Origin of the sequence: Caballeronia jiangsuensis (genome assembly GCF_046030135.1) — a bacterium.
Classification (GTDB): domain Bacteria; phylum Pseudomonadota; class Gammaproteobacteria; order Burkholderiales; family Burkholderiaceae; genus Caballeronia; species Caballeronia jiangsuensis.
This window is the reverse complement of the sequence record NZ_JAQQDB010000001.1, coordinates 330,111-352,904: the sequence shown is the minus strand read 5'-3', so window position 1 is coordinate 352,904 and position 22,794 is coordinate 330,111. Positions and strand designations below refer to the sequence as shown.

Here is a 22,794-nt window from a genome sequence, read left to right as displayed (position 1 = left end):
TACCCGAAACCAGGCACCCGATCATTTACAAAATCGCGTGCCCTTATTTCCCAAACACCCACCCCCACCACGCGTTACCACGCCGCGCCCCACTAAGCAATCGATAGTCATCCCAATCGTATCCAACATGCCCTCGCGTACGATCAATATTCCTGAGCGAATGCGATGCAGGGAGACACATCCAGTGAAAGCATCCCGTTTGATGGTCCTCTGCGCCGCGCTTGCCTCGTCTCCCATGACCAGTCACGCGCAATCCCTGCAGAATCTCTACGTCACCGCCGGCTGGTTCCATCTGGCGCCGCAGGACAGCAGCGGCCCGTTCACGGTGACCTCGGTCAACGGCCGGCCCGTCAACATCGTGCAGCCCAACACGGGAGCGGGCGCGTCGAGCGCCGACACGTTCGGCGGCACGATCGGTTACTTCGTGACCAGTCACATCACGGCGGAGCTCGAAATCGGCATCCCGCCGAAATTCGATATCACCGGCACCGGGTCGCTCGAAAGCTTCGGCAAGCTCGGCACCGTCAAGCAATGGAGCCCGGCGCTGATCTTCAAGTACGTGTTCTTCGAGCCGCAAGCGAAATTCAGGCCGTATATCGGCGTGGGCGTCACGCGCACTTCCTTCAGCGACGCGGAAATCACCAACACGGCGTTCGAAATGCGCGCGCTCGGCGGCACGACCACCGCCGACGCGGACTCCACCTGGGCGCCCATCTTCAACATCGGCTTCAACTACGCCGTCAACGAGCACTGGTTTGGCGTGATGTCGCTGTCCTACATTCCGCTGCATACGACCGGACACTTCACGACCACGAGCCAGACGCCTCTCGGGCCCGTCACCCGGCGCTCCGAGGCCAAGCTCACGCTCGATCCCATCGTTTTCTCGCTGCGCGTCGGCTATCGGTTCTGATGCGGAAAGGCAGCCCGGCTTTTCAAACCGGGCACGCGCGCTTCGTCTTGTCGGCATGATCCGCCCGAAATAGCACGGACGGATGGCGTAGCATTCCTAACGTCTGTCGGGAGGACATGCTGCGTCTGTCACATAGTGAATCGGCGCGAGACACCGTGACACGTGTGCCTGCCCAATCGACGGGAGCTCGGCGATGACCAGTATCGTGGTACTTTCGGACGGCACCGGAAACAGCTCCGCCAAAGCGCAGAAGACCAACGTGTGGCGCATGTTCCAGGCGCTCGATCAATCGGCGAGCGATCAGATCGCGTTCTACGACGACGGCGTCGGCACATCGGCCAACAAGTATCTCGCGCTCGTCGGCGGTGCGTTCGGCTGGGGCCTCAAGCGCAACGTCATCGATCTCTACAAGTTCGTCTGCCGCAACTATCGGCCGGGCGACGACATCAGCGGTTTCGGCTTCAGCCGCGGCGCCTTCACGATCCGCGTGCTCGTCGGCCTGATCGACTCCGAAGGTCTGCTCGAGCCGACCTCCGAGGAAGATCTCGATCGCGATGCCCGCAGGGCTTATCGTCACTACCGCTCCGCGCGCTTTCCGTCGAAGAGTCCGCTGGTCTGGGGACTGCGCGCATTGCGCGACGGCTTGCTGTGGGCATCGGACCGGGTGCGGCGGCGGCCGCTCTATGCGCAGGTCGCGAAGCGGAAACAGATACCGATTCGATTCCTCGGTCTGTGGGACACGGTCTCCGCGTACGGCGTGCCGATCCTGCCGCTCAAGCGCGCGATCGACGCGACCATCTGGCCGATGATGTTCGGCGATCTCAAGCTGTCGCCGCATGTGAAGCGCGCGTGCCACGCGCTGTCGCTCGACGACGAGCGCTCGACCTTCCATCCGCTGCCGTGGGATGAAACCGGCGAACCGCAGACCGGCGACGCGCACGGCGGCATCCAGCCGGGGCGCATCACGCAGGTATGGTTTCCCGGCGTGCACTGCAACGTCGGCGGAGGCTATCCCGAAGATCAGCTTTCGCTCGTCTCGCTGCACTGGATCCTGAACGAGGCGATCGCGGTGGGGATTCGCGTGCTGCCTTCGGCGCTCTCCGATATCGTCGCGACACAGTCGCCCTTCGCGCGCGTCTACGATTCGCGCAAGGGGCTCGCGGGCGGTTATCCCTATCTGCCGAGGCTGGCGTTGCCCTGCGTGACGAAGGATGGGAAACCGTTCTGGCCGATCGTGCACTGGAGCGTGCCGGTGCGCGTCGCGTTCGGCACCGACCGCTATGCGCCCGTCGCGCTGCGCGAGAGCTTTCAGGTGCTCAGGCCGGACGGCACGCTCGAACCGGTTCCCGCGAATCCGGGCATCGCCGCGCCGCCGTTGCTGCGTCCGGCGCAGGCCGCGACGAGGCCTACGGGCGAAGCCGCCGCCAGGCTAAAGGAGAACGAAACGACGCTCCGTCAGGCTCTCGCCTCGCTCAAGGAGCGTGACACCGCGGCGATGGGCCTCGCCTGGGACACGGTGTTCTGGCGCCGCGCAGCGTATCTCGCGACGCTCATCCTATCGGCGCTGCTGATCCTCTTTCCCTGGTTCACGATCGGCATCGAATGGCTGGAGAAGTGGCACAACGGCGCGCTGAGCGTTTCGAATCCGGCGCAACTCGAAGACGACATGTTCAACACGGCGCTGACCTTCATCAAGGGCATGCTTCCGTCGTGGAGTTCTCCGTGGACGAGCGCATTCGGCGCACATTCGAGCGTCTTCGTGCTGACGCTGCTCGTCTGGCTGGGCTCGCTCCAGTTCGGCGGCGTGCTGAGAAAGCGCGTGCATGACCGCGCATTTCTCGCGTGGCATCCGAAGCTTTGCCTCACCTATCTCGAATGGCGCCGGCTGTCGGAGGCGGGCAGCCGCAACATGACGCTGGCGGGCGCGGCGTTGTTCGCACTGCTCGCGGCCTTCGCGTGGGGCACGCTGAAGAACCAGCGCACCAGCTGGGAGCTGACGGGGGCCGCCGTCGCGCTATGCGCCCTCGCGTTGTGGCGACAAGTGCGCGTGCGGCGGCTCGACCGGAACCATAGGGCGGTGAACCAGCGCGATGCCACGCCAGCGGCGATTGCGCAGGCCATGAAAGGCGGATTCGCGCTGAGCCTCGCGCGCAGGCTGCGTGACAACGGCGCATTCGGGTATGTCTGCAAGAAGATCGAATGCGTGATTCTGCCGGGCCTGTGCCTGGCGTTTGTCGGGCTGCTCGGCATCGCCGTGGCGAACCGCGCGCTGTTCGACGGGCTGAGCGCGGTCGGCAAGGTTTGCGCAATCCAGAAGGCCGGCGATACGGCTGCCGATCCCGCCAAGCCGACCGGCGTCGCGTTCCACACGAAGGACCTGTGCTGGGATTCGGGCGTGACGCTGGACAAGGACGCGCGCTACGAAATCCGGCTCGTGACCGACGGCGACTGGCTCGACCGGAGCGAGCGCGCGGACGTGGGCGGTTTTCCGACAGATACGGCCGCTCACTTCGCCGCAGCCGGGCTCAAGCGCTGGTGGTTCGAAGACTGGTTCAAGCCGATCGCGCGGATCGGCGAGAAAGGGCACGACGAATATGTGCTCGAACCCGAAGCGCCGTTCGCATCGTATCGATATGCGAACAATCATCGCGCGAGCGGCGTGATTGCCGCGGGCTCGAAGCCGCCGCTGTGCGACGTCGGCGGCGGACATCTGGAACCGCTCGGCGCGCAGCAGGCCGCGTGTGTCGTGGGCGGCGATCCGACGCCCGCCGGCCGCAAGGTGCTCGTGTCGCAGATCACCGCGAAGTCGAGCGGGCGGCTCTTTCTGTACGTCAACGACGCAGTCGCCCCGATAGGCTTCGACAAAGGCCGTTTCTACCCCAACAACCTCGGCTGCGCGCAGGTGATCGTCTCGCAGGTGATGGACGACCGCACGCGTAAGCTCGTCGGGCAGAGCTTGCCGTGCTCGACGGCGTTGCCGGCCGCGAACGCAATCGTGCAGAACACGCCGGTGCCGCGATAGCGCGCGACGGCGTCTACTCCGGCGTCGCGCATGTCGACAGCAACTGCCGCGCTTCTGTCACAAGCGCGCAATCCTGCTCTTCGGCGAAGCTGGCGACGAGCGCTTCGAGACACTCGCTCGCTTCGTTGCCGCGTCCTTCGATGCGCAGCACGCCGGCAATCTCGATGCTGGCGCGCAGTTCGAGCAGCCGCAGGTTCTGCGCGCGTGCGTCGGCAGCCGCTGCGCGCAGCAGCGTGAGCGCGCGACCCGGCTCGGCGCGCGGATCGGCTTTCTCGACGACGCCCGCCGCGTAAGAGAGATCGACGAGGCCGGTCCGCTGGCCCGTGCGCAGGCAATCGGCGCGCGCCGCAGCAATGCACTGCCGCGCGTCGTCGTGGCGTCCGAGATGCGTGAGCGCCTGCGCGCGCCACGCGTGCACATAGGCGAGGTCGTTGCGCCCGCCGTTGCCCGCGAGATGCTCGACCGCCTCCTCCAGCCGTGCAAGCGCGCTCGCGTGCTGTCCTTCGCGCGCGGACGCGACGCCCTCATATACCATCGCCCAGCCTTTCCAGAACGGCAGACGCTGCGTATCGCACAGGTCGATGCAGCGGCGGCACAGCTCGCGCGCCGCGCCGATATCGCCGATCTCGACGAACGGCCGCGCCCCGACGGCCAGCGCCTGCGACAGCACGAACGGCTGAGCGAGCGCGTCGGCGTGATCGATCGCCATGCGCGCGAGCCAGCGGGCGCGGCCGAAGCGGCCCGCCGACAGCTCGCAATAGCCGAGCCAGCAGCACGCGGTCACCTTCGCGTCGTTGAAACGCCCGTAGCCGGTCGAATGCGCGAGGTCGTAAGTATCGATCACATATTGCAGGAGCGTCGCGCAGCGCTCGAACTGGGCTTGCTGATAGAGGATCGGCCCGACCGCTGCATAGGCCACGATCTTGCTGTCGGTATCCTGCGTGCCGGAAGCAAGCTCGATCAGCCGTTCCGAGGTCGCGACGCACTTGGGCGAATCCGCGGCGGCATAGGCGAAATTGTTGATGCCGACGAGCGCCAGCACGCGCAGCCGTTCCTGCGTCACGCCGTCGAGGAGCGCTTCGGCGCGCGTCCACAGCGCGGCGCATTCCTCGCACGCGTAACCCTTGAGCGCCCAATGGCACGCCGCGCCCATCACCAGCAGCGCGACCTCGCAGTCGGCGCGCCGGGCCGGATTCGAGTGTGCGACGAGCGCGAGCCCCGAATCGACATGCGCGAGCGCCTCGCGATGACGATACCGCGCCATCGCGACCCGCGTGGCCGCGATCCATTGTGCAAGCGCTTCGTCGGTCAGGCCCGCGCGCGTCAGGTGCAGCGCGAGCAGTTCGGGACTCACCTTGACGCGATCGGCGAACACGTCCGCGAGCGCCTTCGCGATGCGCGCATGGATGCGCACGCGCTGGCTCTTCAGGAGACTGTCATAGGCGACATCGCCGACGAGCGCGTGCTTGAAGCGGTAGATCGCGTCGTCGCCGCCTCCGCGCCGGAAGACCAGCCCGCTCGCTTCGAGCGACGCGAGCGCTTCGGCGAGCCGCACATCGTCGACGGGCGCGATCGCGGCCAGAAGCGCGTGATCGAACTCGCGCCCGATGCACGCGCCGATCTGCGCGATGGTCTTGACCGGCGCGAGGTGATCGAGCCGCGCCATCAGCGAGTCGTGCAGCGTGAACGGAATCGCGAGCGGCGCGGCGGGCCCGTTCGTTTCCCAGTGATCGCCGGCGTCGCGCAGCAGCCCGGCTTCGAGCACGGTCTGCGTCAGTTCCTCGACAAAGAGCGGCACGCCGTCGGCGCGTTCGAGAATCTGTTCCAGGACGTCGGGCGGAAGCGGCTTGACGGCGGTCAGCTCCGCCGCGATCTGCGCACCCTGGCGCCTCGCGAGGCGATTCAGATGCAGGAGCGTCACGTTGCCGTGCGCGGTCCACGCGGGCGTGAACTCGGGGCGGCAGGTGATCAGCATCAGGATCGGCCAGTGGCGGATTCGTTCGATGAAGCGCGCGATGGTTTCGAGCGTGTCGGCGTCGGCCCACTGCGCATCCTCGAAAATGATCAGGAGCGGCTGACCGCTCGACAGCCGGATAGGCTGCTCGACGAGCGCTTCGATGGTCACTTCGCGCAGCCGCTGCGGGGAATCCATGCGCGGCGGATAGCGGTCGGTCGGCAGCGAGAGCAGCGCGGCGAACAGCGGCGCGACCTCGGCGCGCTCGCCGGGTTCGAGCCGCAGCGCCGCTTCCAGCTTGTCGAGGCGCGTTTCGGGCGAGTCCTGGCGCTGGAAGCCGCTGGTTTCCGACAGATGCCCGATGATCGGGTGAAACGACGAGCTGGTCTGAAACGGCGAGCACTGGTAGAGCAGGGTCAGATGCTGCTCGCCGCTCAGCCGTTCGCGCAGCACATGGGCGATGCGGCTCTTGCCGATGCCAGGCTCGCCCATGAGCAAGACGGCCTGGCCTTCGCCGTCGCGGGCGGTGCGCCAGCGCGACACGAGCAGATTGACTTCGTGTTCGCGGCCGACGAACGGCGTCGCACGAATCGGTCGGAATGCGCTGTAGCGGCTTTCGCGGTACGCGAGGCCCGCGACGCGCGACAGGTTGACGGGCACGCTGATGCCCTTGAGTTCGTGCTCGCCGAGCTCTTCGAGTTCGAACGTGCTGCCGAGCAGGCGGCGCGTGCTCGGGGCGATCACGATTTCGTCGGGGCCGGCGTGGGCGCACAGGCGCGCGGCGAGGTTCGGCGTCGCGCCGACGGCGGTATCGAAAGGCGAGGATTCGTGGCCTTCCAGCTCGCCGACGACGACCGCACCCGTCGCGACGCCGATATGCACGCGCAGCGGCGCGCTGGCGGAAAGCCGCCCGACTTCGGCGACGATTTCGAGCGCGGCGCGCACCGCGCGTTCGGCGGCATCTTCGCGCGCCTGCGGGAATCCGAAATAAACGAGAACGCCGTCGCCGAGATATTGCGCGACGTGCCCCTCGTAACGCGTGACGACCCGTGCGCAGGTCTCCTGATAGATCCGCATCACTTCGTGCAGTTCTTCGGCGTCCAGGCGCTGCGCGAGTTCGGTCGAGCCGGCGAGATCGCAGAACAGCACCGTGAGCTGACGCCGCTCGCCCGGCGCACGATGACCACGGGAGGGCAGCGGCGCCTGCCGCGCGGCTTCGCGCTGGGGTTGAGGGTGCGACAAGGCATCGAGCAGACGCCGGCGGTGACCGAGCAGCATGCCCAGTTCGGCGAGATCGCGATCGGTCAGGAGCGGCAGCGATTCCAGGTCCACGCCATTGGCCTCGAATACCGTCGCGTAACGTTCGAGGCCAAGCTCGCCAAGCCATGTCGAAAGCGGATCCATCGAGCGACTCCTCTGTGCCGACGTGCGTGCGCAACATCGGCACGCTGCGACTCGCGCGTGCATCGGCGACGGGTCGAATCGGCAGGACTACATGACGCCAGCGTTCCTCTGGCCTATTAGATTATCGTGGATATGCGCGCTTTTAATTAGCCCTAAGTGGGCTGTATCGAAATGATTTGCGCAGGCGCGACAGACGACGATGAAGCGGACGCTACAAATGTGCCGCTTGCCGGTCCGACGACGCACCCTTCACGCGCGCGGCGAACGATCGGTCACGTCAGGGAGACGACGCGTGGGGCGTGTGCCGCGATCATCCGCGTCGCGCGTCTTCGAGGATCACGTCGCTGGCTTTCTCGCTGATCATGTACACGGGCGTGACGATGAAGAATCCCGGAATGCGCGGAAAAATGGACGCGTCCACCACTCTCAGGCCGGTCGTGCCGAACACGCGTAAGCGCGAATCGACGACCGCGGCCGCGTCGCCCGGATTCATTTCGCGGCGCACGACGGCGCGCGAACTCCACGCCCCTCACCACCGCATCGAGATATCGGGCATGGCCGCGCGAGTCGGTATAGCATGCATCGCATGTACATACTGCTTATCGGACCGGCGGGACTGTTTCGCGACGGCGTTGCGGCGCTCCTGCGCGCGTTCGTGCCGGATGCCGACGTGCAGGGATGCGAGCGTCTCGGCGCCGAATGGCCGGAGGGCCGCAAGCCCGATTGCGTCGTGATGGACGGCGACTCCATGAGCGAGTCGAGCGAAGCGCTCGATGTCGTGCGCGGCCATGCACGCACCACGCCCGTCATCGTGCTGCTCGCCAGAGCGAAGCGCGAACTTGTCGATGAACTGATCGCGGCGGGCGTCGCGGGATGCGTCGAGAAATCCGCGTCGGCGGAGCTGCTTACCGGTGCGCTGAGTCTCGTGCTGGCGGGCGGCGTGTCGCTGCCGCGTTCGCTTCTCGTAGCGGGGCGCGACGCGCCGTCCGCGTCATCGGAAAGGGCCGCGCCGCGCACCGCGGCCGAGCCCGGTCCGGACCTGCATCTGACGCCGCGCCAGATCGAAGTGCTCGCGCTTCTCGCGCGCGGACGCTCCAACAAGATGATCGCGCGCGAGCTCGATTGCGCCGAAGCCACCGTCAAGACGCATCTGACGACGATCTTCAAGGCGCTGAACGTATCGAGCCGCGGCGAAGCGAGCGCGGTCGCGGCGCGCATGGAAAAGATCCGCGATACCCAGGTCAATCATGCGGTCAACGGCCTCTTGCCGGTCGCGCGCCTGCTCGGAAGGATGGAGAGCCAGCGGTTTCGCGCCGGCGAAGTGCTCTTTCGCAAGGGCGACCCGAGCGGCCAGATGTTCTACGTCGAGACGGGCGTCGTGCGGCTCTCGGAGCTCGGCATCGAACTGGGCGCGGGCACGGTGCTCGGCGAGATCGGGCTCTTCTCGCCGGAGCGCCGGCGCACGTCCACGGTGATATGCAAGACCGACTGCGAAATGCGCACCGTTTCGGCCGCCGACGCGATTCGGCTCTACTATCAGGAGCCCGAATTCGCGCTCTATCTCGTGCAGCTCATCGCGGGCCGCCTGCAGGCCGACAAGGAACGGGGCGCATAGGCGTTTCGTGACCCGAAGCATCGCTGCGCGTCGTTCATTCGTGCGCTTCCAGCGCGAGCAAGTTCAGCACGATCAGGATTGCGTCGCGATTCTCCGGCGTGATCTCGATGCCGAGCGTCTGCACCATCCATCGGCCGATTTTCGTCGCGGCGAAGCACGTCGGCGTCGCGTCCTTCTTCATCGTCACGCCGAGCTTGCGCGCGCGATAGTGATACGAAGGCACGTCGTATTGCTCGGCGACGCCCTTGAGGCCGCCCTTGCGTTCGCTGCTCGCGCCGAGGCTGCCCGCGAGGATGAGCCGGTCCGGCGCGTCGCACATCGTGATGAACACCCGTGCGAATGCCCGCACACGCGCCTCGTTCAGCCCGAAGTCGGCGAGCGTGGCTTCGACTGGATCGTCGGGTGCGTGTGCGCGGGAGTCGACTTCGTCCTGCACGCCTTCGACTTCCAGCGACAGATTGCGCTGCAGGCTCGCGCTGCGCAGGCAATCGATCAGAAAGCGGCGAAAGTACGCGCACAGCGCATACGCGGTGGACGGCGCGCTCTCCGCCGACGCGTGCGACGGACGCTGCTCCGAGTCGAGCCGCAACACGCGCGAGAAAAAGAACTGCGAGATCAGTTCTTCCTTGTCCTCGTGCAGGCCGCGCAGTTCGGGCGGGTAGTAGGACCGGAGCGTCGACAGCACCAGCCGGTAGATATGCCCGATCTCGATGTCCGAGAGGCTTGCGCGGCGATGCCAGAGGTCGGCGAGCGAATAACCCTCCCGCGCGAAGGCGCCGGCGTCCTGATGGGTCAGTGCGTCCATGACGGCACCGCATCGTGTGGAACCGGGGCGCGGCGCGCCGTATGCATCGCCGTGAAGTCGAGTTTCTTGAACATGGCCCCTCCTGGGGAGACCGGTTCGCTGCCAAGCGAGTGGCCCGAGGCGCTTCGGCTTTGCAGCCGTTCCTGCGAGTCGGCGCTTACAAATTAGTGGCAGGAGGAGGGGGGCGAAATCAGCCGGACGACCTACATCGAAAGTCGTAGAGGGGCAATGCGGTGCTGTACGACCGGCCGGATTCATCGGAGCCGGAGCGTCAGGACGACATCTACGCTCGTCACAGATAAGGACGATGGTGGACGCGGTATTTCGAACGCTTCACGACGCGTCGTCGGAGGATGCACGCCCTAGCGAAGCTGTTCGTCCCGCTTTTGCTTGCACAGCTCGATGAATCGCTGTACCGGAGCGGTCGCCGTGGCCCCGCGACGCGTCGCGATTCCATAGGGCGCGCCGCGCCGCTCGATGCGGATCGGCAACACCGCCATCATTCCGTGCACCTGAAAGTACTGGGCGACTTTCAACGGCATCAGTGCGACGGTCCCCGCGCTGGCTCGCAGCAACGACAACGTGGCGAACGTCGAAGACGTTTCGATGGCGTAACGCGGAAAGGGCACCTCGGCGTCGTCGAAAAGCTGTTCGAGCAGGGAGCGCATCGGCAGGGCTGCCTGCGGCACGATCCAGGGATTGTCGGCAAGTTCCGCGAGCGTCATACGCTGCACGCTCGCCAGCGGATCGGCGCCGTCCACGACCAGACACACTTCCTCCACCTCGAGCGGAATGAAGTCGTAAGCTTCAGGATGCACGCTGATGCTCGGCCGCCCGATCACGAGATCCAGCAGACGCTGATCGAGCATCGATAACAAACGCGCGCTGTTGTCCTCCCAGACCTCGACGGACACGTCCGGCTGAACTTCCCTCAACGAGCGCAGTATGGGCGCCAGCCATTCGGGCATCGAGCCCATCACGGCGCCGATGGCGAGCATGCCGCCGCCGCCGCGCATGATGGCCGCAAGCTCGTCGCGCAGCGCACCGATCTCGGATCGCACGGCGCGCGCATGGCGGATCACGCAGCGTCCGAGTTCGTTCGGCACGATGCCGCGTGGCGAACGCGCGAACAGCTCCGTGCCGAACATCGACTCGATTTCGCGCAGCGACTTGGTCGTCGCGGGCTGCGAGAGCGACACCTGCTGCGCCGCCTTGCGCAGCGAGCCTTGGTCGTCCAGCGCGATCAGCAGCGCGACATGATTGCCGCGCAGCCGCCTCAATATCGCATCGATACTGGTTATCACCGATATAACTCCAACGTCTCACCTGATCGGAAGGTTTCATTATCTGGCCGCGTCGATGCCTCTTTAAACTGGCCCGGTCGATGTTCGTCACGGCGCGGCGCCCGGCGGCGCGGCTCGATCATAGCCGGAACACACGCGGCATGAGCAAGCGAACCAGAAATCACGCATCCACAGGAGAGAAGCAAATTGAAAAGAATCGGACTCGATGTCGGCGGCACCTTCACCGATGTCGTGATGGTGGACGATGAGACTGGGCGCATCTGGTCGACCAAGGTGCCGACGACGCCGAAGGATCGCGTCATCGGCACCATCGAAGGCTTCCGCAGGATTCTCGAACTGTCGGGCACCGACAGCGCGGACGTCTCGTTCCTCGGCCACGGCACGACGATGGCGACCAACATGGTCGTCGAAGGCACCGGCGCGAAGACCGCGCTCGTCACCACGCGCGGCTTTCGCGACATCCTCGAATTGAGGCGCGTGTCGCGTCACGATCGTGCCGATCTGTACGATCTGCTGTTCGACAACCCGCGTCCGCTCGTCGAGCGCCGCTGGCGGCTCGAAGTGAACGAGCGTCTGCGCCACGACGGCAGCATCGAAACGCCGCTCGATCACGCGCAGCTCGAAACGCTCGCCGATCAGATCCGGGCGTCGGATATCGAAGCCGTCGCCGTGTGCTTCCTGCACGCGCATGTCAATCCAAGCCATGAACGCGAAGCCGTCGACACGCTGCGCCGTCTGTTGCCGGACCACTTCATTTGCGCATCGCACGAAGTGAATCCCGAATCGATGGAATACGAGCGCGCAAGCTCGACCGTCATCAACGCGATGCTCGGGCCGGTGTGCGGACGCTACATCGGCCGGCTCATCAGCGCGCTGGCGCAACACGGCTTCGCGGGCAAGTTCCTCTTCATGCAGTCGAACGGCGGTCTCGCGAGCCCGGCGATGGTCGCGGACAAGCCCATCGTGCTGCTCGAATCGGGGCCGGCGGGCGGCGTCTCGGCGGCGATCCGCAACTGCGAGAAGAGCGAACTCAGGAACGCGATCCTCGGCGACATGGGCGGCACGACCTTCGATGTCTCGCTGATCCGCGACTTCCGGCCCGAACTGCGCAACAAGAGCCTGCTGCATACCTATACCGTGCGCTCGCCCAGCATCGACATCGATTCGGTCGGCGCGGGCGGCGGCTCGATCGTGTGGATCGACGCGGGCGGCGGCGTGCGCATCGGGCCGGAGAGCGCGGGCGCGGACCCCGGTCCCGCGTGCTATGGACGCGGCGGCACGCGCCCGACCGTCACCGACTGCAATCTGGTGCTCGGCTATATCGATCCCGACAGCTTTCTGGGCGGCGAATTCAAGCTCGATGCGCAGGCGGCATGGCGCGTGGTCGAGGAAGTCATCGCGAGGCCGCTCGGCGTCTCCGTGCCCGAAGCCGCGCAAGTCGTGCGCTCGGTCGCCAACGCGCTGATGGCGCAGGCCATCCGCATCATGACGGTCGAGCGCGGCTACGATCCGCGCGAGTTCTCTTACATCTGCTACGGCGGCGCGGGGCCGGTGCACGCGGTCGATCTGGCGCACGAAATGGGCATCCGCCGCGTGGTGATCCCGCCGCTGCCGGGTCTCTTCAGCGCGTTCGGCATGACGGTCGCGGACCAGCAATACGACTATCAGCGGCCGCTCGAAAGCGATCTCGCGAGGATCGACGACGCAACCCTGCACGCCGCGCTCGACGAACTGACCGCGCAAGGCATGGACGAGCTGCGGCGGCACGGCGTCGAAGCGCAGGGCGTGAAAGCCGTACGCCTAGCCGATTGCCGCTACGCGGGCCAGCCCGACGTCATCACCGTCGAAGTGCAGGGCGAGGCGCAGGGCATCCGCGAGGCGCTCGTGCGCGCCTTCGAAGACGCGCATCTGCGGCAATGGAATTTCATCAGCAAGGACAAGCCGGTGGTGGTCGCCAACGTGCGCCTGCAACTCGTGACGACGACCGGCTGGCGCGGCGGTGTCGCGAGCGCCGATGGCGGCGAACTGCCGAAGCCGGTACGCACCCGCGAGGTGTATTTCGATGGCGGCGTGCGCACATTGCCGGTGTTCGCGCGCACGCAGATTCCGGTCGGCGCGATCATCGAAGGGCCGGCGGTCATCGAGGAGCACAGCAGTTGCGCGGTGCTGAAGGCGTCGCATGTCGCGCGCGTCGATCCCGATCTCAATCTCGTCATCGAACTGGCAGCCTGAATAATGGACATCGTTACTTACGAAATCATCCGCAGCAGTCTCTTCGCGGTCGCGCGTGAAATGAAGATCGCGATGATGCGCACCGCCGGCAGCCCGCTCATGCACGCGAGCGGCGATTCGTCGGCCGCCATCTTCGACGCCGACATGCAACTCGTCGCGCAAGGCAACGACATTCCGACGATGCTCGGCTCGGCCGTCATCTCGACGCGCGTGTCGGTCGAAGCGGTCGGGCGCGAGAACCTGCGCCCCGGCGATGTCATCGTCAGCAACGACGCCTACGTGGGCGGCGGCAATCATCAGCCGGACGTGCAGTTCACGCGGCCCGTGTTCGCAAACGGCAGGATCGTCGCGTTCGTGATGACGCGCGGCCACTGGACCGATATCGGCGGGCAGTCGCCGGGCAGCTATACCGTCACGACCTGGGACGTGTTTGCCGAAGGCATCCGCATTCCGCCGGTGTTTCTCTATCGCAACGACGAGCCGGTGCAGGACATGCTCAACCTGCTCACGAGAAACAGCCGCAACGCGCACGAACTGCTGCTCGACATCCAGGCGCAATACGCGGGCACCTTCGTGGGCGACCGCCGCATCGGCGAACTGGTGGCGAAGTACGGCGCCGATGCGCTGCGCGACGTGATGAGCCAGAGCCTCGATCACTCGGAAAAGCTGATCCGCGCGGAGATCGCGCGCATTCCCGATGGCGTCTATGAAGCGCAGGAGTATCTCGATCCGATCGAAGCGCCGGGCTGGAAACAGGAGCGCCCGCTGCTCAAGGTGAAGATCACCAAGACCGGCGACCAGATCACTTTCGATTACACCGGCACCGGCACGCAGGCGCGCGGCGGCATCAACTGTCCGCTGTCGGTCACCTGCAACAGCACCTGGTTCACCGTGAAGGCGCTGACCGATCCCGGCATCCCGATCAACCAGGGCTGCTATCGGCCGGTGACGATCATCGCGCCCGAGGGCAGCGTGCTGAACTGCCGCTATCCGGCGTCGGTCGTGTCGGGCAACACGGAAACCTCGCCGCGCGTGATCGATCTGCTGCTCAAGGCGCTCGCGCCCGCGGTGCCGGAGCGCATCACGGGACAAAGCAACTGCGCGTCGTGCGCGGGGATTTTCAGCGGACGCGATACCGATGAGGTGCGCGTCGCCCGCACCGGCCAGGAATTCGTCACGATGCACGACGTCCACGCGGGCGGCATGGGCGCGCGCGCGGGCAAGGACGGCGTGAGCGGCGTGCGCGTCTATGTGGGCAACGCGGGCAGCCAGTCGGTCGAGATGATCGAAGCGACTTCGCCGCTGCTCGTCGAGGAATGGTCGCTCGTCACCGACAGCGGCGGCGCGGGTCGCCGGCGTGGCGGGCTGACCTCGCGGCGCGTGTATCGAGTCGAGTATGACGAAGCCACTTTCACCGTTTCCGGCGAGCGCGGACGATCGGCGCCCGAAGGCCACTTCGGCGGCCAGCCCGGCACGCGTTTTCAGTGCGTAGTCGAGCGCGCGGACGGCAGCGAGCACAAGGTCGCGGCGAAGGGCGGGCAGACGGTCGTGTATCGCGGCGATCGCGTGACGGTGCAGCCCGCGGGCAGCGGCGGCTATGGCGATCCGGGCGAACGCGAGCAGACGCGTATCGACGCCGATGTCGCCGATGGCTACATCAGCGCGGACGCGGCGGCGCAACTCTATGGGCAGCGTCACCATGCGGCACCGGAGCAGGCAGCCGACGCGCCGATGGAAGTGGCGGCGCCATGAGCACGCACGAAACCATGAACCGGACACTGCCGCTCGCGGGCGTGTGCGTGATCGAGATCGGCCACAGCCTCGCCGCGCCGTACGCGGGCATGATCCTCGGTTCGCTGGGCGCGGAGGTGATCAAGATCGAGAGCGCGGAGCACGGCGACTACGCGCGCGACTGGGGCCCGCCCTTCGTCGATGGCGCGGCCGCGCTGTTTCATGCGGTGAACCACGGCAAGCAGAGCATCGCGATGTCGCTGTCGAATCCGGATGAAGCGCAGGCGTTGCGCGAACTGATCGCGCGCCGCGCCGACGTCGTGCTGCAGAACCTGAAGGCGGGCGGCACGGAGAAGTACGGTCTCGGCGGCGAACAGATGTTGGGCATGAAGCCGTCGCTCGTTTATTGCAACCTCGGCGCGTTCGGCACGGCCGGGCCGCTGCGCGACAAACCCGGCTACGATCCGCTCGTGCAGGCGTTGTCCGGTCTGATGAGCTTTCTCGGCCAGCCGGGCGAACCGCTGTCGCGCATCCCGGTGTCGGTGAACGACATGGGCACGGGGCTGTGGGCCGCGATCGGCGTGCTCGCCGCGCTCTTCAGACGCCAGGCGACGGGCGCGGGCGAAGTCGTGTCGGTGTCGCTGTACGAGACCGCGATCAGTTGGGCAGGCATCCAGATCGCCGACTATCTCGCCTCGGGCGTGTTGCCGGGACGCTGGGGATCGGGGACGGCCGCGATCGTGCCGCATCAGGCCTTCGAATGCGCGGACGGCACCATCATGGTCGCCGCCGGCAACGACCGCCTGTTCCGCCGCCTGTGCGACGTGCTCGCGATTCCCGCGATCGCCGACGACGCGCGCTTCGTCACCAACGGCGCGCGCGTGAGCAACCGGGTCGAGCTGATCGATCTGCTGCATGTCGAATTCGCCAAGCGCGGCGCCGCGCACTGGCTCGATGCGCTCGATCGAGCCGGCATTCCGTGCGGACCGATCCAGACCATCGATCAGGTGGTGCAGCACGAGCAGACCAAGGCGCTCGACCTGCTGCGCACCACCGACGACGGCGCGGCGACGATCGTCGGCGTGCCGATCTCGTTCGGCGGCGCGCGGCCCGCGCACACGGGCGTCACGCCGAAGCTCGGCGAACACAATCATCTGCTGGCGAAGACGCCACTGGAGACATCTTGAAACTTGCATCGCAACTGGCTGGCGCGCTCGACGCGCTGACGCTCGAAGAAATCGACGAACAGATCCTCATCGTCAAACTGAACCGTCCGGAAGTCTCGAATGCGATCAGCACGGCGATGGGCGACGAAATCATCCGCGTATTCGGCGCGCTCGAAGCGAACCCGGCGCTGTATCGCTGCGTGATCCTGACGGGCGCGGGCGAGCGCGCGTTCTGCGGCGGCGCGGACCTCAAGCAACGCGAAGGCATGACCGACGAGCAATTCGGCGTGCAGCACTATCTGTTCGAGCGCATGAACCGCGCGATCACTTATTGCCCGGTGCCGATCATCTGTGCGGCCAACGGTTCGGCGGTCGCGGGCGGGCTGGAACTGCTGCTCGCCTGCGACTTCGCCTATGCAACGGCGAACGCGATGTTCGGCTTCACGGAAGTGAAGCGCGGCATCATGCCGGGCGGCGGCGGCACGCAACAATTGCCGCGGACCATCGGTGTGCGGCGGGCGAAGGAGCTGATCCTGCGCGGCGCGAAGTTCACGGCGCAGGAAGCGCTCGCGTGGGGCGTCGTCAACCGTCTGTGCGAACCGGGACGTGTGCTGGCCGATGCCATCGACGCGGCGCGCGACATCTGCACGAGCGCGCCGCTGTCGGTCGCGCAGGCGAAGAAGGCGATCGACCTCGGCATGCAGGGCGACCTGCGCACCGGGCTGTATCTGGAAATCGAAGCGTACAACCGGCTGATTCCGACCGAGGATCGTCTCGAAGGCATCAGCGCCTACAACGAGAAACGCTCACCCCGATTCAAAGGCCGCTAGACCATAACGGCACGGCCGACCCGAAACCCGGATTCACCGGAGGAGACAGACATGACACCCGACATCGGCAGCTTCGACAGGCCGGACGCCGAAGCGACCTACGGCAAGATCACGCGCAGGCTCATACCGTTCCTGTTCCTGTGCTACGTGTTCGCGTTTCTCGATCGCATCAACATCGGCATCGCGCAGCTCGACATGAAGCACGACGTGGGCTTCAGCGATCTCACCTACAGCATCGGCGCGGGCATCTTCTTTCTCGGCTATGTGCTGATGGAAGTGCCCAGCAATCTGCTGCTCGCGCGCATCGGCGTGAAGCGCACGTTCTCGCGCATCATGATCCTGTGGGGCTTGATCGCGGCGGGCACGGCCTTCGTCACGCTGCCTTCGCATCTCTACACCGTGCGCTTCTTTCTCGGGCTCGCGGAGGCGGGGCTTTATCCCGGCGTGATTTTCTATCTGACGCGCTGGTATCCGGTCGAGCGGCGCGCCAAGGTGATCGCCATCTTCACCTGCGCGACCGGCATCGCGGGTCTTTTCGGCGGGCCGCTGTCGGGCGCGCTGATGACCTACTTCAACGGCTACTTCGGCCTGCATGGCTGGCAGTGGATGTTCATCGTGCAGGGCTTGCCGGCGAGCGTGCTCGGCGTGATCGCGTTCTTCTTTCTCGATGACGGTCCGCAGCAGGCGAAGTGGCTCACCGAGCGCGAGAAGGCCGTCGTGATTCACGACATTCGCCGGAGTTCGAGCGTTTCGACGACCCACACGGAGCACACCTTCGGCCGCGCGCTTAGGGACTTCCGCGTCTACGTGATGGGCTTCGTGTGGTTCACGCAGATCGCCGGCGTGTTCGCAATCGGCTTCTGGCTGCCGACGCTCATCAAGAGCGCGGGCGTGTCGAGCGCATTGCAGATCGGCTGCTATTCGGCGATTCCGTATTTCGTGAGCTGGATCGCGCTCATCATGCTGAACCGTCATTCCGACCGCACCATGGAGCGGCGCTGGCATTGCGCCATCGCGATGGTGTTCGGCGCGGCAGGCCTCGTCGTCGCGGCGTTCACGACGGGCAACCTCGCGCTGTCGCTGGCGGCGCTGTCGGTGGCGACGGCGGGCATCCTCGCGCCCAATCCGCTCATCTGGGCGATCTCGACCGATTACATTCGCGGCAGCGGCGCGGCGGGCGGCGTCGCGGTGATCAATTGTGTCGGCCTGCTCGGCGGCTTCGTCAGTCCGATGATCATCGGCTCGATCAAGACCATGACGAACAGCATGGCGGGCGGTCTCGGCGCGATCGCGCTGCTGATGGTGCTCGGCGCCATCGCCGCCGTGGTGCTCGCGCCTGCGACATCGACCGCCGCGGCGACCGCCGGACATACCGATGAAAGCAGCGATGCGGTCGCCGATGCGACGATCTGAACAGGAGCTCACATGAACGATAGAGAAGTGCAGATTCGCGAAGTCGGCTTGCGCGACGGCTTGCAGATGGTGCGCACCATCCTCACGAGCGAGCAGAAGCTCGAATGGTGCGCGCGCCTCGTCGATGCGGGCGTGACCGATATCGAAGTGACGTCCTTCGTGCCGCCGAAAATCGTGCCGCAGTTCGCGGACGCGGTCGAGGTCGCGGCAGGCGCACTTGCCATCAACGGCCTTCATGCCGCCGCGCTGGTGCCGAACCTGAAGGGCGCGCAGCGGGCATTCGACGTGGGCCTCGCCAAGGTGCATTACGTGCTGTCCGCGAGCAACGAGCACAACCTGAAGAACGTGCGGCGCAGCACGGCGGAGTCGGTGGACGACTTCGTGCGCATCGCGGCGGCGCGCGACGAACTGGGCCGCGATATCGTGCTCGGCGCGGGCGTGGCGACCGCGTTCGGCTGCACGATCGCGGGCAAGGTGGACGAAAGCATCGTGTTGGGACTCGTCGAAACGCTCATCGAAGCCGGCGCGCAGGAGATCACCATCGCCGACACGGTCGGCTATGCGAATCCCGCGCAGGTGCGTGCGCTCATGCGGCAGGTGCTGGCGCTTGCGGGGCAGGTGCCCGTCGCCTGTCACTTTCACGACACGCGCGGTCTGGGTCTCGCCAACGTCATGGCCGCGCTCGATGCGGGCGTGCGTGCGTTCGATGCCTCGCTCGGCGGGCTGGGCGGCTGTCCGTTCGCGCCCAACGCGACGGGCAACATCAACACCGAGGACACGGTGTTCATGCTCGAAGCGCAAGGTCTGCGCACAGGTATCGATATAGACGAACTGCTGGCGATTCGCGAGACGATCGCCGCATGGCTGCCGGGCGAGCCGTTCACGGGCGCGATCGCCCGCGCGGGATTGCCGAAGACCTTCGTGCATCGGGAGGCGATCACCGCGTGAGTCGCTCGAAGGCTTAGGACGCCGTCGCGAGCCGTTCGAGCAGATCGGCCAGCAGGCCGGGCGCGAGTACCATCGCATCGTGGCCTGTGTCGATGCTCTCCCAGCCCCAGTCCGGCTGCCGCGACCGAACGTGTTCGCGCACGTGCGCCAGCGTGTCGTACGAAGGATTCGCGCAATGCACGTAGGTGCAAGGCAGCGCATTGCCGGGCGGATGTTCGAGCAGAAGCGGCGTGGTATAGGTCGCCAGCGGATGCGGCGTGAGCCGCCGGAGAACCCAGCCGGCAAGCGGATGATCGTCCGGAATGCCGGTGCCCTTCAAGCCGCTGACCGGCATGCCGAGTGACTGGCCGCTTCCCCTCACCGATTCACGACGCTCGTCGACCACGCTTGCGGGCAGGACATCGAACGCGCACTGTCCGCTTTCCACGAGCAGGCTGTCGAGGAATACGATGGTGCGCAGCGCGTGGGGAATACGATCGGCGACGCCCGATGCAACGAGACCGCCATAGCTATGACCCACGAGCACGACATCGTTCAGTTCCTCTGCTTCGATGACGTTGACGATATCGGCGATGTTCACATCGAGCGACGTCGCCGATGCGATCAAGTGATGGCGCTCGCCGAGTCCGGTCATCGTCGGCGCCATTACGCGATGGCCGCGCCCGGTGAGTTCGTCCATGACGGATCGCCAGACCCAGCCGCCGTGCCAGGCGCCGTGGACCAGGACGAAGTTGAAGCGAAGCGGGGTATCGGGCGAGTCGTTCCGTGGGGTGTCGTTCAAGCCGGTCTCCTGATCGATGCATGCGTGCATGAAGGCACGGTGAATCGTCGCAGAGATAGAGCCGCTACGCAACCGATCGACGGGTGCTTCGAGCATAGCCGGTTACTGGTTATCACCGATATAACCCGGGCGTCTCACCTGATCGGTACTTTTCATTATCTTCGCGCATCGATGTTTCTTAGACTGACCTGATTGCCGGATTCTCGAGCCGATCACATTAGCCCAAGCCGCAAGACATGGAGACAGCGAGTGAACCAGTCCGTTCTAGAGTCCGATCCGACATCAGCCGATTCTCTCGAGTCCGGCTCGAGCGCAAGCGCGCGTGAGCGCGCGCTCTATTTGCGAGTCACGCTTCGCATCGTGCCGCTGCTCTTCGTGTGTTATGTCGTCGCGTTCCTGGACCGCATCAATGTCGGCTTTGCGAAGCTGCAGATGCAGGATGCGCTCGGCTTCAGCGATAGCGTCTATGGTCTGGGCGCCGGCATCTTCTTTCTCTCGTACTGCCTGCTGGAAGTGCCGAGCGCAATGCTGCTCAGGCGCATGGGCGCGAAGAAGACCATCGCGCGCATCATGATCTGCTGGGGAATCGTCGGAGCGTGCTCCGCGTTCGTGACGAATGTCCCTCAGTTCTATGTCGTCCGTCTGCTCCTCGGCGTCTTTGAAGCAGGCTTCTTCCCAGGCGTGATCTTCTACCTGAGTTCATGGTTTCCGGAGAGAAGGCGCGGCGTGATCATCGCGTGCTTCATGGTCGGCTTCCCGGTCGCGGGGCTCGTCGGCGGACCGGTGTCGGGATGGGCGATGACGAGTCTTGCGCACGTCGCCAACCTCGCCGGATGGCAATGGCTCTACATCGTCGAGGCATTGCCCGCGGTCGTGCTGGGTCTCGTCACGCTGTTCCTGCTGGACGACAACATCGAAAAAGCAAGATGGCTCACCGAAGCGGAGAAGAACGTGCTTCGTCAGGGCTTCGAAGTGGAGATGGAGCGAAAGCGCAGTGCCGGGCAGCATGGTCATGCGAAGCTCGCCGAGGCGCTTTCGGATCCGAAAGTCTATATGCTGGCGTTCATCGATTTCGCCTTTGTCTGCGGAACCTATTCGGTGACGTTCTGGCTCCCGACCGTCATGAAAGACGCGGGCATTTCGAATCTTTCCCTGCTCGGATGGCTTTCCGTCATACCGTACGGCATGGGCGCGATCGGCATGGTCGCGATAAGCCGAAGCTCGGATCGGATGCTCGAACGCCGGTGGCATGCGGCCATCGCGGGCTTCATAGGCGCCGTCGCGTTATTGCTCGTGTCGCATCCGACTAATTCTCCCGCGCTGACCGTCGGGCTGTTGACGGTTGCCTGCGTCGGCATCTTCGCCACGAACGTGCTCATCTGGTCGCTCGCAGCGGACTATCTGAATGGCTCTCCGGCGGCCGCGACGAGCATCGCTTTCGTCAATTGCATCGGCTTGCTGAGTGGTTTTTGCAGTCCGTTCGTCATCGGATGGCTCAAGACCGCGACGGGCACGCTCGTCAGCGGCCTTTACGTGATGACGGCAATACTCGTGGCGGGCATTCTCGTCATGTTGCTCGGTTTCAGAGGCCGGGGCGAAGCGCAGGCATGATCTGCAACGAGAGGACCGATGCACAGGATGACGGACGTATCGGCCGAATTCGATTCGACAGGAACAGACTGAGACATATGCACAACATTGCCATTCTCGATGATTTCCAGAACACCGCGCTTCGATTCGGAGACTGGGACAGCTTGCGCGAACACGCCAACATCACCGTCTTCACGAACACGATCAGTGACGAGGACGATCTGGTCGAGCGCCTGCAACCCTACGACATTCTTTGCGTGATGCGCGAGCGCACCTGGTTCACGCAACGCATCCTGTCCAGGTTGCCGAATCTGAAGCTGCTGGCAAGCACGGGGCCGTGGAACGCAGCCATCGATATCGAAGCCGCGCATGAACTCGGCATCACGGTTTGCGGGACCGCGTCGTCGCCAACGGCCGCGGCGGAACTTGCCTGGGCGCTCATCCTCGCGGCGACGCGGCACATCCCGAGCGAAGTCGCTTCGTTCCGCAAGGGAGGCTGGCAAGTATCGGTCGGTGGCGACCTGCATGGCAAGACGATCGGACTTCTGGGCCTCGGCTACACCGGCGGCGCGACCGCGCGGGTGGCGCAGGCTTTCGGGATGCGCACGATCGCCTGGAGCCAGAACATGACCCGGGAGTCGGCCGCGAAGCATGGCGCGCTTTACGTGCCGAAGGAGGAGCTGTTCGCCTCCAGCGATATCCTCTCGGTTCATGTACGGCTATCGGACCGAACGCGGGATCTGGTCGGCGAAGCCGAGCTGGCCACGATGCAACCGCACGCCTTGCTGGTGAACACCGCGCGCGGACCGATCGTCAACGAGCAAGCCCTGATCGATGCCTTGCGAGCGAAACGAATCGCGGGCGCGGCGCTCGACGTTTTCGATCAGGAGCCCTTGCCGGCAACGCATCCGTTCCGCTCTCTGGACAATGTGATAGCGACGTCGCACATCGGTTACGTCACCGATGAGTCTTATCGCATCTACTATGGCGAGTCGGTTGAAAACATTCGAGCCTGGATAGGCGGTACGCCCGTCCGCGTGCTTACGCCTGCGAAGCGCGAGATCAGTTACATCGCACAGAGTGCATAGA

General features: G+C 65.4%; 16 protein-coding genes. 11 read left to right on the top strand and 5 right to left on the bottom strand.

Annotated elements, in window-relative coordinates:
- Positions 1 to 202: 202 nt before the first annotated feature.
- On the top strand, positions 203 to 910 hold the full coding sequence (locus tag PQR08_RS01550) for an OmpW/AlkL family protein (RefSeq protein WP_187603694.1): 708 nt from the start codon (positions 203 to 205) through the stop codon (positions 908 to 910).
- A 193-nt stretch (positions 911 to 1,103) separates the two neighbouring features.
- The gene (locus PQR08_RS01545; RefSeq protein WP_250486755.1) at positions 1,104 to 3,932 is read left to right on the top strand and encodes a T6SS phospholipase effector Tle1-like catalytic domain-containing protein; all 2,829 of its coding nucleotides are present in this window, start codon (positions 1,104 to 1,106) and stop codon (positions 3,930 to 3,932) included.
- A gap of 13 nt (positions 3,933 to 3,945) precedes the next feature.
- Here PQR08_RS01545 and PQR08_RS01540 read toward each other — a convergent pair whose 3' ends face one another.
- Positions 3,946 to 7,290, bottom strand: a complete 3,345-nt coding sequence (locus PQR08_RS01540) for an adenylate/guanylate cyclase domain-containing protein (protein WP_250486756.1) — start codon at positions 7,288 to 7,290, stop codon at positions 3,946 to 3,948.
- 310 nt (positions 7,291 to 7,600) lie between these two features.
- Positions 7,601 to 7,795, bottom strand: coding sequence for a GMC oxidoreductase (locus PQR08_RS01535; RefSeq protein WP_250486757.1), 195 nt, complete (start codon positions 7,793 to 7,795; stop codon positions 7,601 to 7,603).
- Between the two features lie 81 nt (positions 7,796 to 7,876).
- Between PQR08_RS01535 and PQR08_RS01530 the strand changes: the two genes are divergently transcribed.
- Positions 7,877 to 8,905 carry a LuxR C-terminal-related transcriptional regulator gene (locus PQR08_RS01530; RefSeq protein ID WP_250486758.1) on the top strand — a complete coding sequence of 343 codons (1,029 nt, stop codon included), beginning with the start codon at positions 7,877 to 7,879 and terminating at the stop codon, positions 8,903 to 8,905.
- Between the two features lie 34 nt (positions 8,906 to 8,939).
- Here PQR08_RS01530 and PQR08_RS01525 read toward each other — a convergent pair whose 3' ends face one another.
- Together PQR08_RS01525 and PQR08_RS01520 are read right to left on the bottom strand one after the other, a co-directional pair.
- Positions 8,940 to 9,710: a hypothetical protein gene (locus PQR08_RS01525; RefSeq protein WP_250486759.1), complete on the bottom strand. Its 771-nt coding sequence runs from the start codon at positions 9,708 to 9,710 to the stop codon at positions 8,940 to 8,942.
- 362 nt (positions 9,711 to 10,072) lie between these two features.
- Positions 10,073 to 11,014, bottom strand: a complete 942-nt coding sequence (locus tag PQR08_RS01520; RefSeq protein ID WP_250486760.1) for a LysR family transcriptional regulator — start codon at positions 11,012 to 11,014, stop codon at positions 10,073 to 10,075.
- Between the two features lie 186 nt (positions 11,015 to 11,200).
- Here PQR08_RS01520 and PQR08_RS01515 point away from each other — a divergent pair, with 186 nt between their 5' ends.
- The 6 genes from PQR08_RS01515 to PQR08_RS01490 are packed head-to-tail and all read left to right on the top strand — an operon-like array spanning position 11,201 to position 19,334.
- Positions 11,201 to 13,246: a hydantoinase/oxoprolinase family protein gene (locus tag PQR08_RS01515; protein WP_250486761.1), complete on the top strand. Its 2,046-nt coding sequence runs from the start codon at positions 11,201 to 11,203 to the stop codon at positions 13,244 to 13,246.
- A gap of 3 nt (positions 13,247 to 13,249) precedes the next feature.
- Positions 13,250 to 14,998: a hydantoinase B/oxoprolinase family protein gene (locus PQR08_RS01510; RefSeq protein ID WP_250486762.1), complete on the top strand. Its 1,749-nt coding sequence runs from the start codon at positions 13,250 to 13,252 to the stop codon at positions 14,996 to 14,998.
- A complete protein-coding gene (locus tag PQR08_RS01505; protein ID WP_250486763.1) occupies positions 14,995 to 16,164 on the top strand; it encodes a CaiB/BaiF CoA transferase family protein in 1,170 nt (389 codons plus the stop codon). The genes PQR08_RS01510 and PQR08_RS01505 overlap by 4 nt, the downstream gene beginning before the upstream one ends.
- Complete coding sequence (locus PQR08_RS01500; RefSeq protein ID WP_250486764.1) at positions 16,161 to 16,973, top strand: enoyl-CoA hydratase-related protein; 813 nt, start codon at positions 16,161 to 16,163, stop codon at positions 16,971 to 16,973. The genes PQR08_RS01505 and PQR08_RS01500 overlap by 4 nt, the downstream gene beginning before the upstream one ends.
- A gap of 51 nt (positions 16,974 to 17,024) precedes the next feature.
- Positions 17,025 to 18,386 (top strand): MFS transporter, encoded by a 1,362-nt coding sequence (locus tag PQR08_RS01495; protein ID WP_250486765.1) that lies wholly within the window; start codon positions 17,025 to 17,027, stop codon positions 18,384 to 18,386.
- Between the two features lie 12 nt (positions 18,387 to 18,398).
- Positions 18,399 to 19,334, top strand: a complete 936-nt coding sequence (locus PQR08_RS01490) for a hydroxymethylglutaryl-CoA lyase (RefSeq protein WP_250486766.1) — start codon at positions 18,399 to 18,401, stop codon at positions 19,332 to 19,334.
- A 13-nt stretch (positions 19,335 to 19,347) separates the two neighbouring features.
- On the opposite strand, the gene PQR08_RS01485 is transcribed toward PQR08_RS01490, so the two are convergent.
- Positions 19,348 to 20,115 (bottom strand): alpha/beta fold hydrolase, encoded by a 768-nt coding sequence (locus PQR08_RS01485; RefSeq protein ID WP_250486767.1) that lies wholly within the window; start codon positions 20,113 to 20,115, stop codon positions 19,348 to 19,350.
- Positions 20,116 to 20,364: 249 nt separating this feature from the next.
- Here PQR08_RS01485 and PQR08_RS01480 point away from each other — a divergent pair, with 249 nt between their 5' ends.
- Both PQR08_RS01480 and PQR08_RS01475 read left to right on the top strand, forming a co-directional pair.
- Positions 20,365 to 21,726 (top strand): MFS transporter, encoded by a 1,362-nt coding sequence (locus PQR08_RS01480; protein ID WP_250486768.1) that lies wholly within the window; start codon positions 20,365 to 20,367, stop codon positions 21,724 to 21,726.
- 77 nt (positions 21,727 to 21,803) lie between these two features.
- On the top strand, positions 21,804 to 22,793 hold the full coding sequence (locus PQR08_RS01475) for a D-2-hydroxyacid dehydrogenase family protein (protein ID WP_250486966.1): 990 nt from the start codon (positions 21,804 to 21,806) through the stop codon (positions 22,791 to 22,793).
- The last annotated feature ends 1 nt before the right edge of the window (position 22,794 follow it).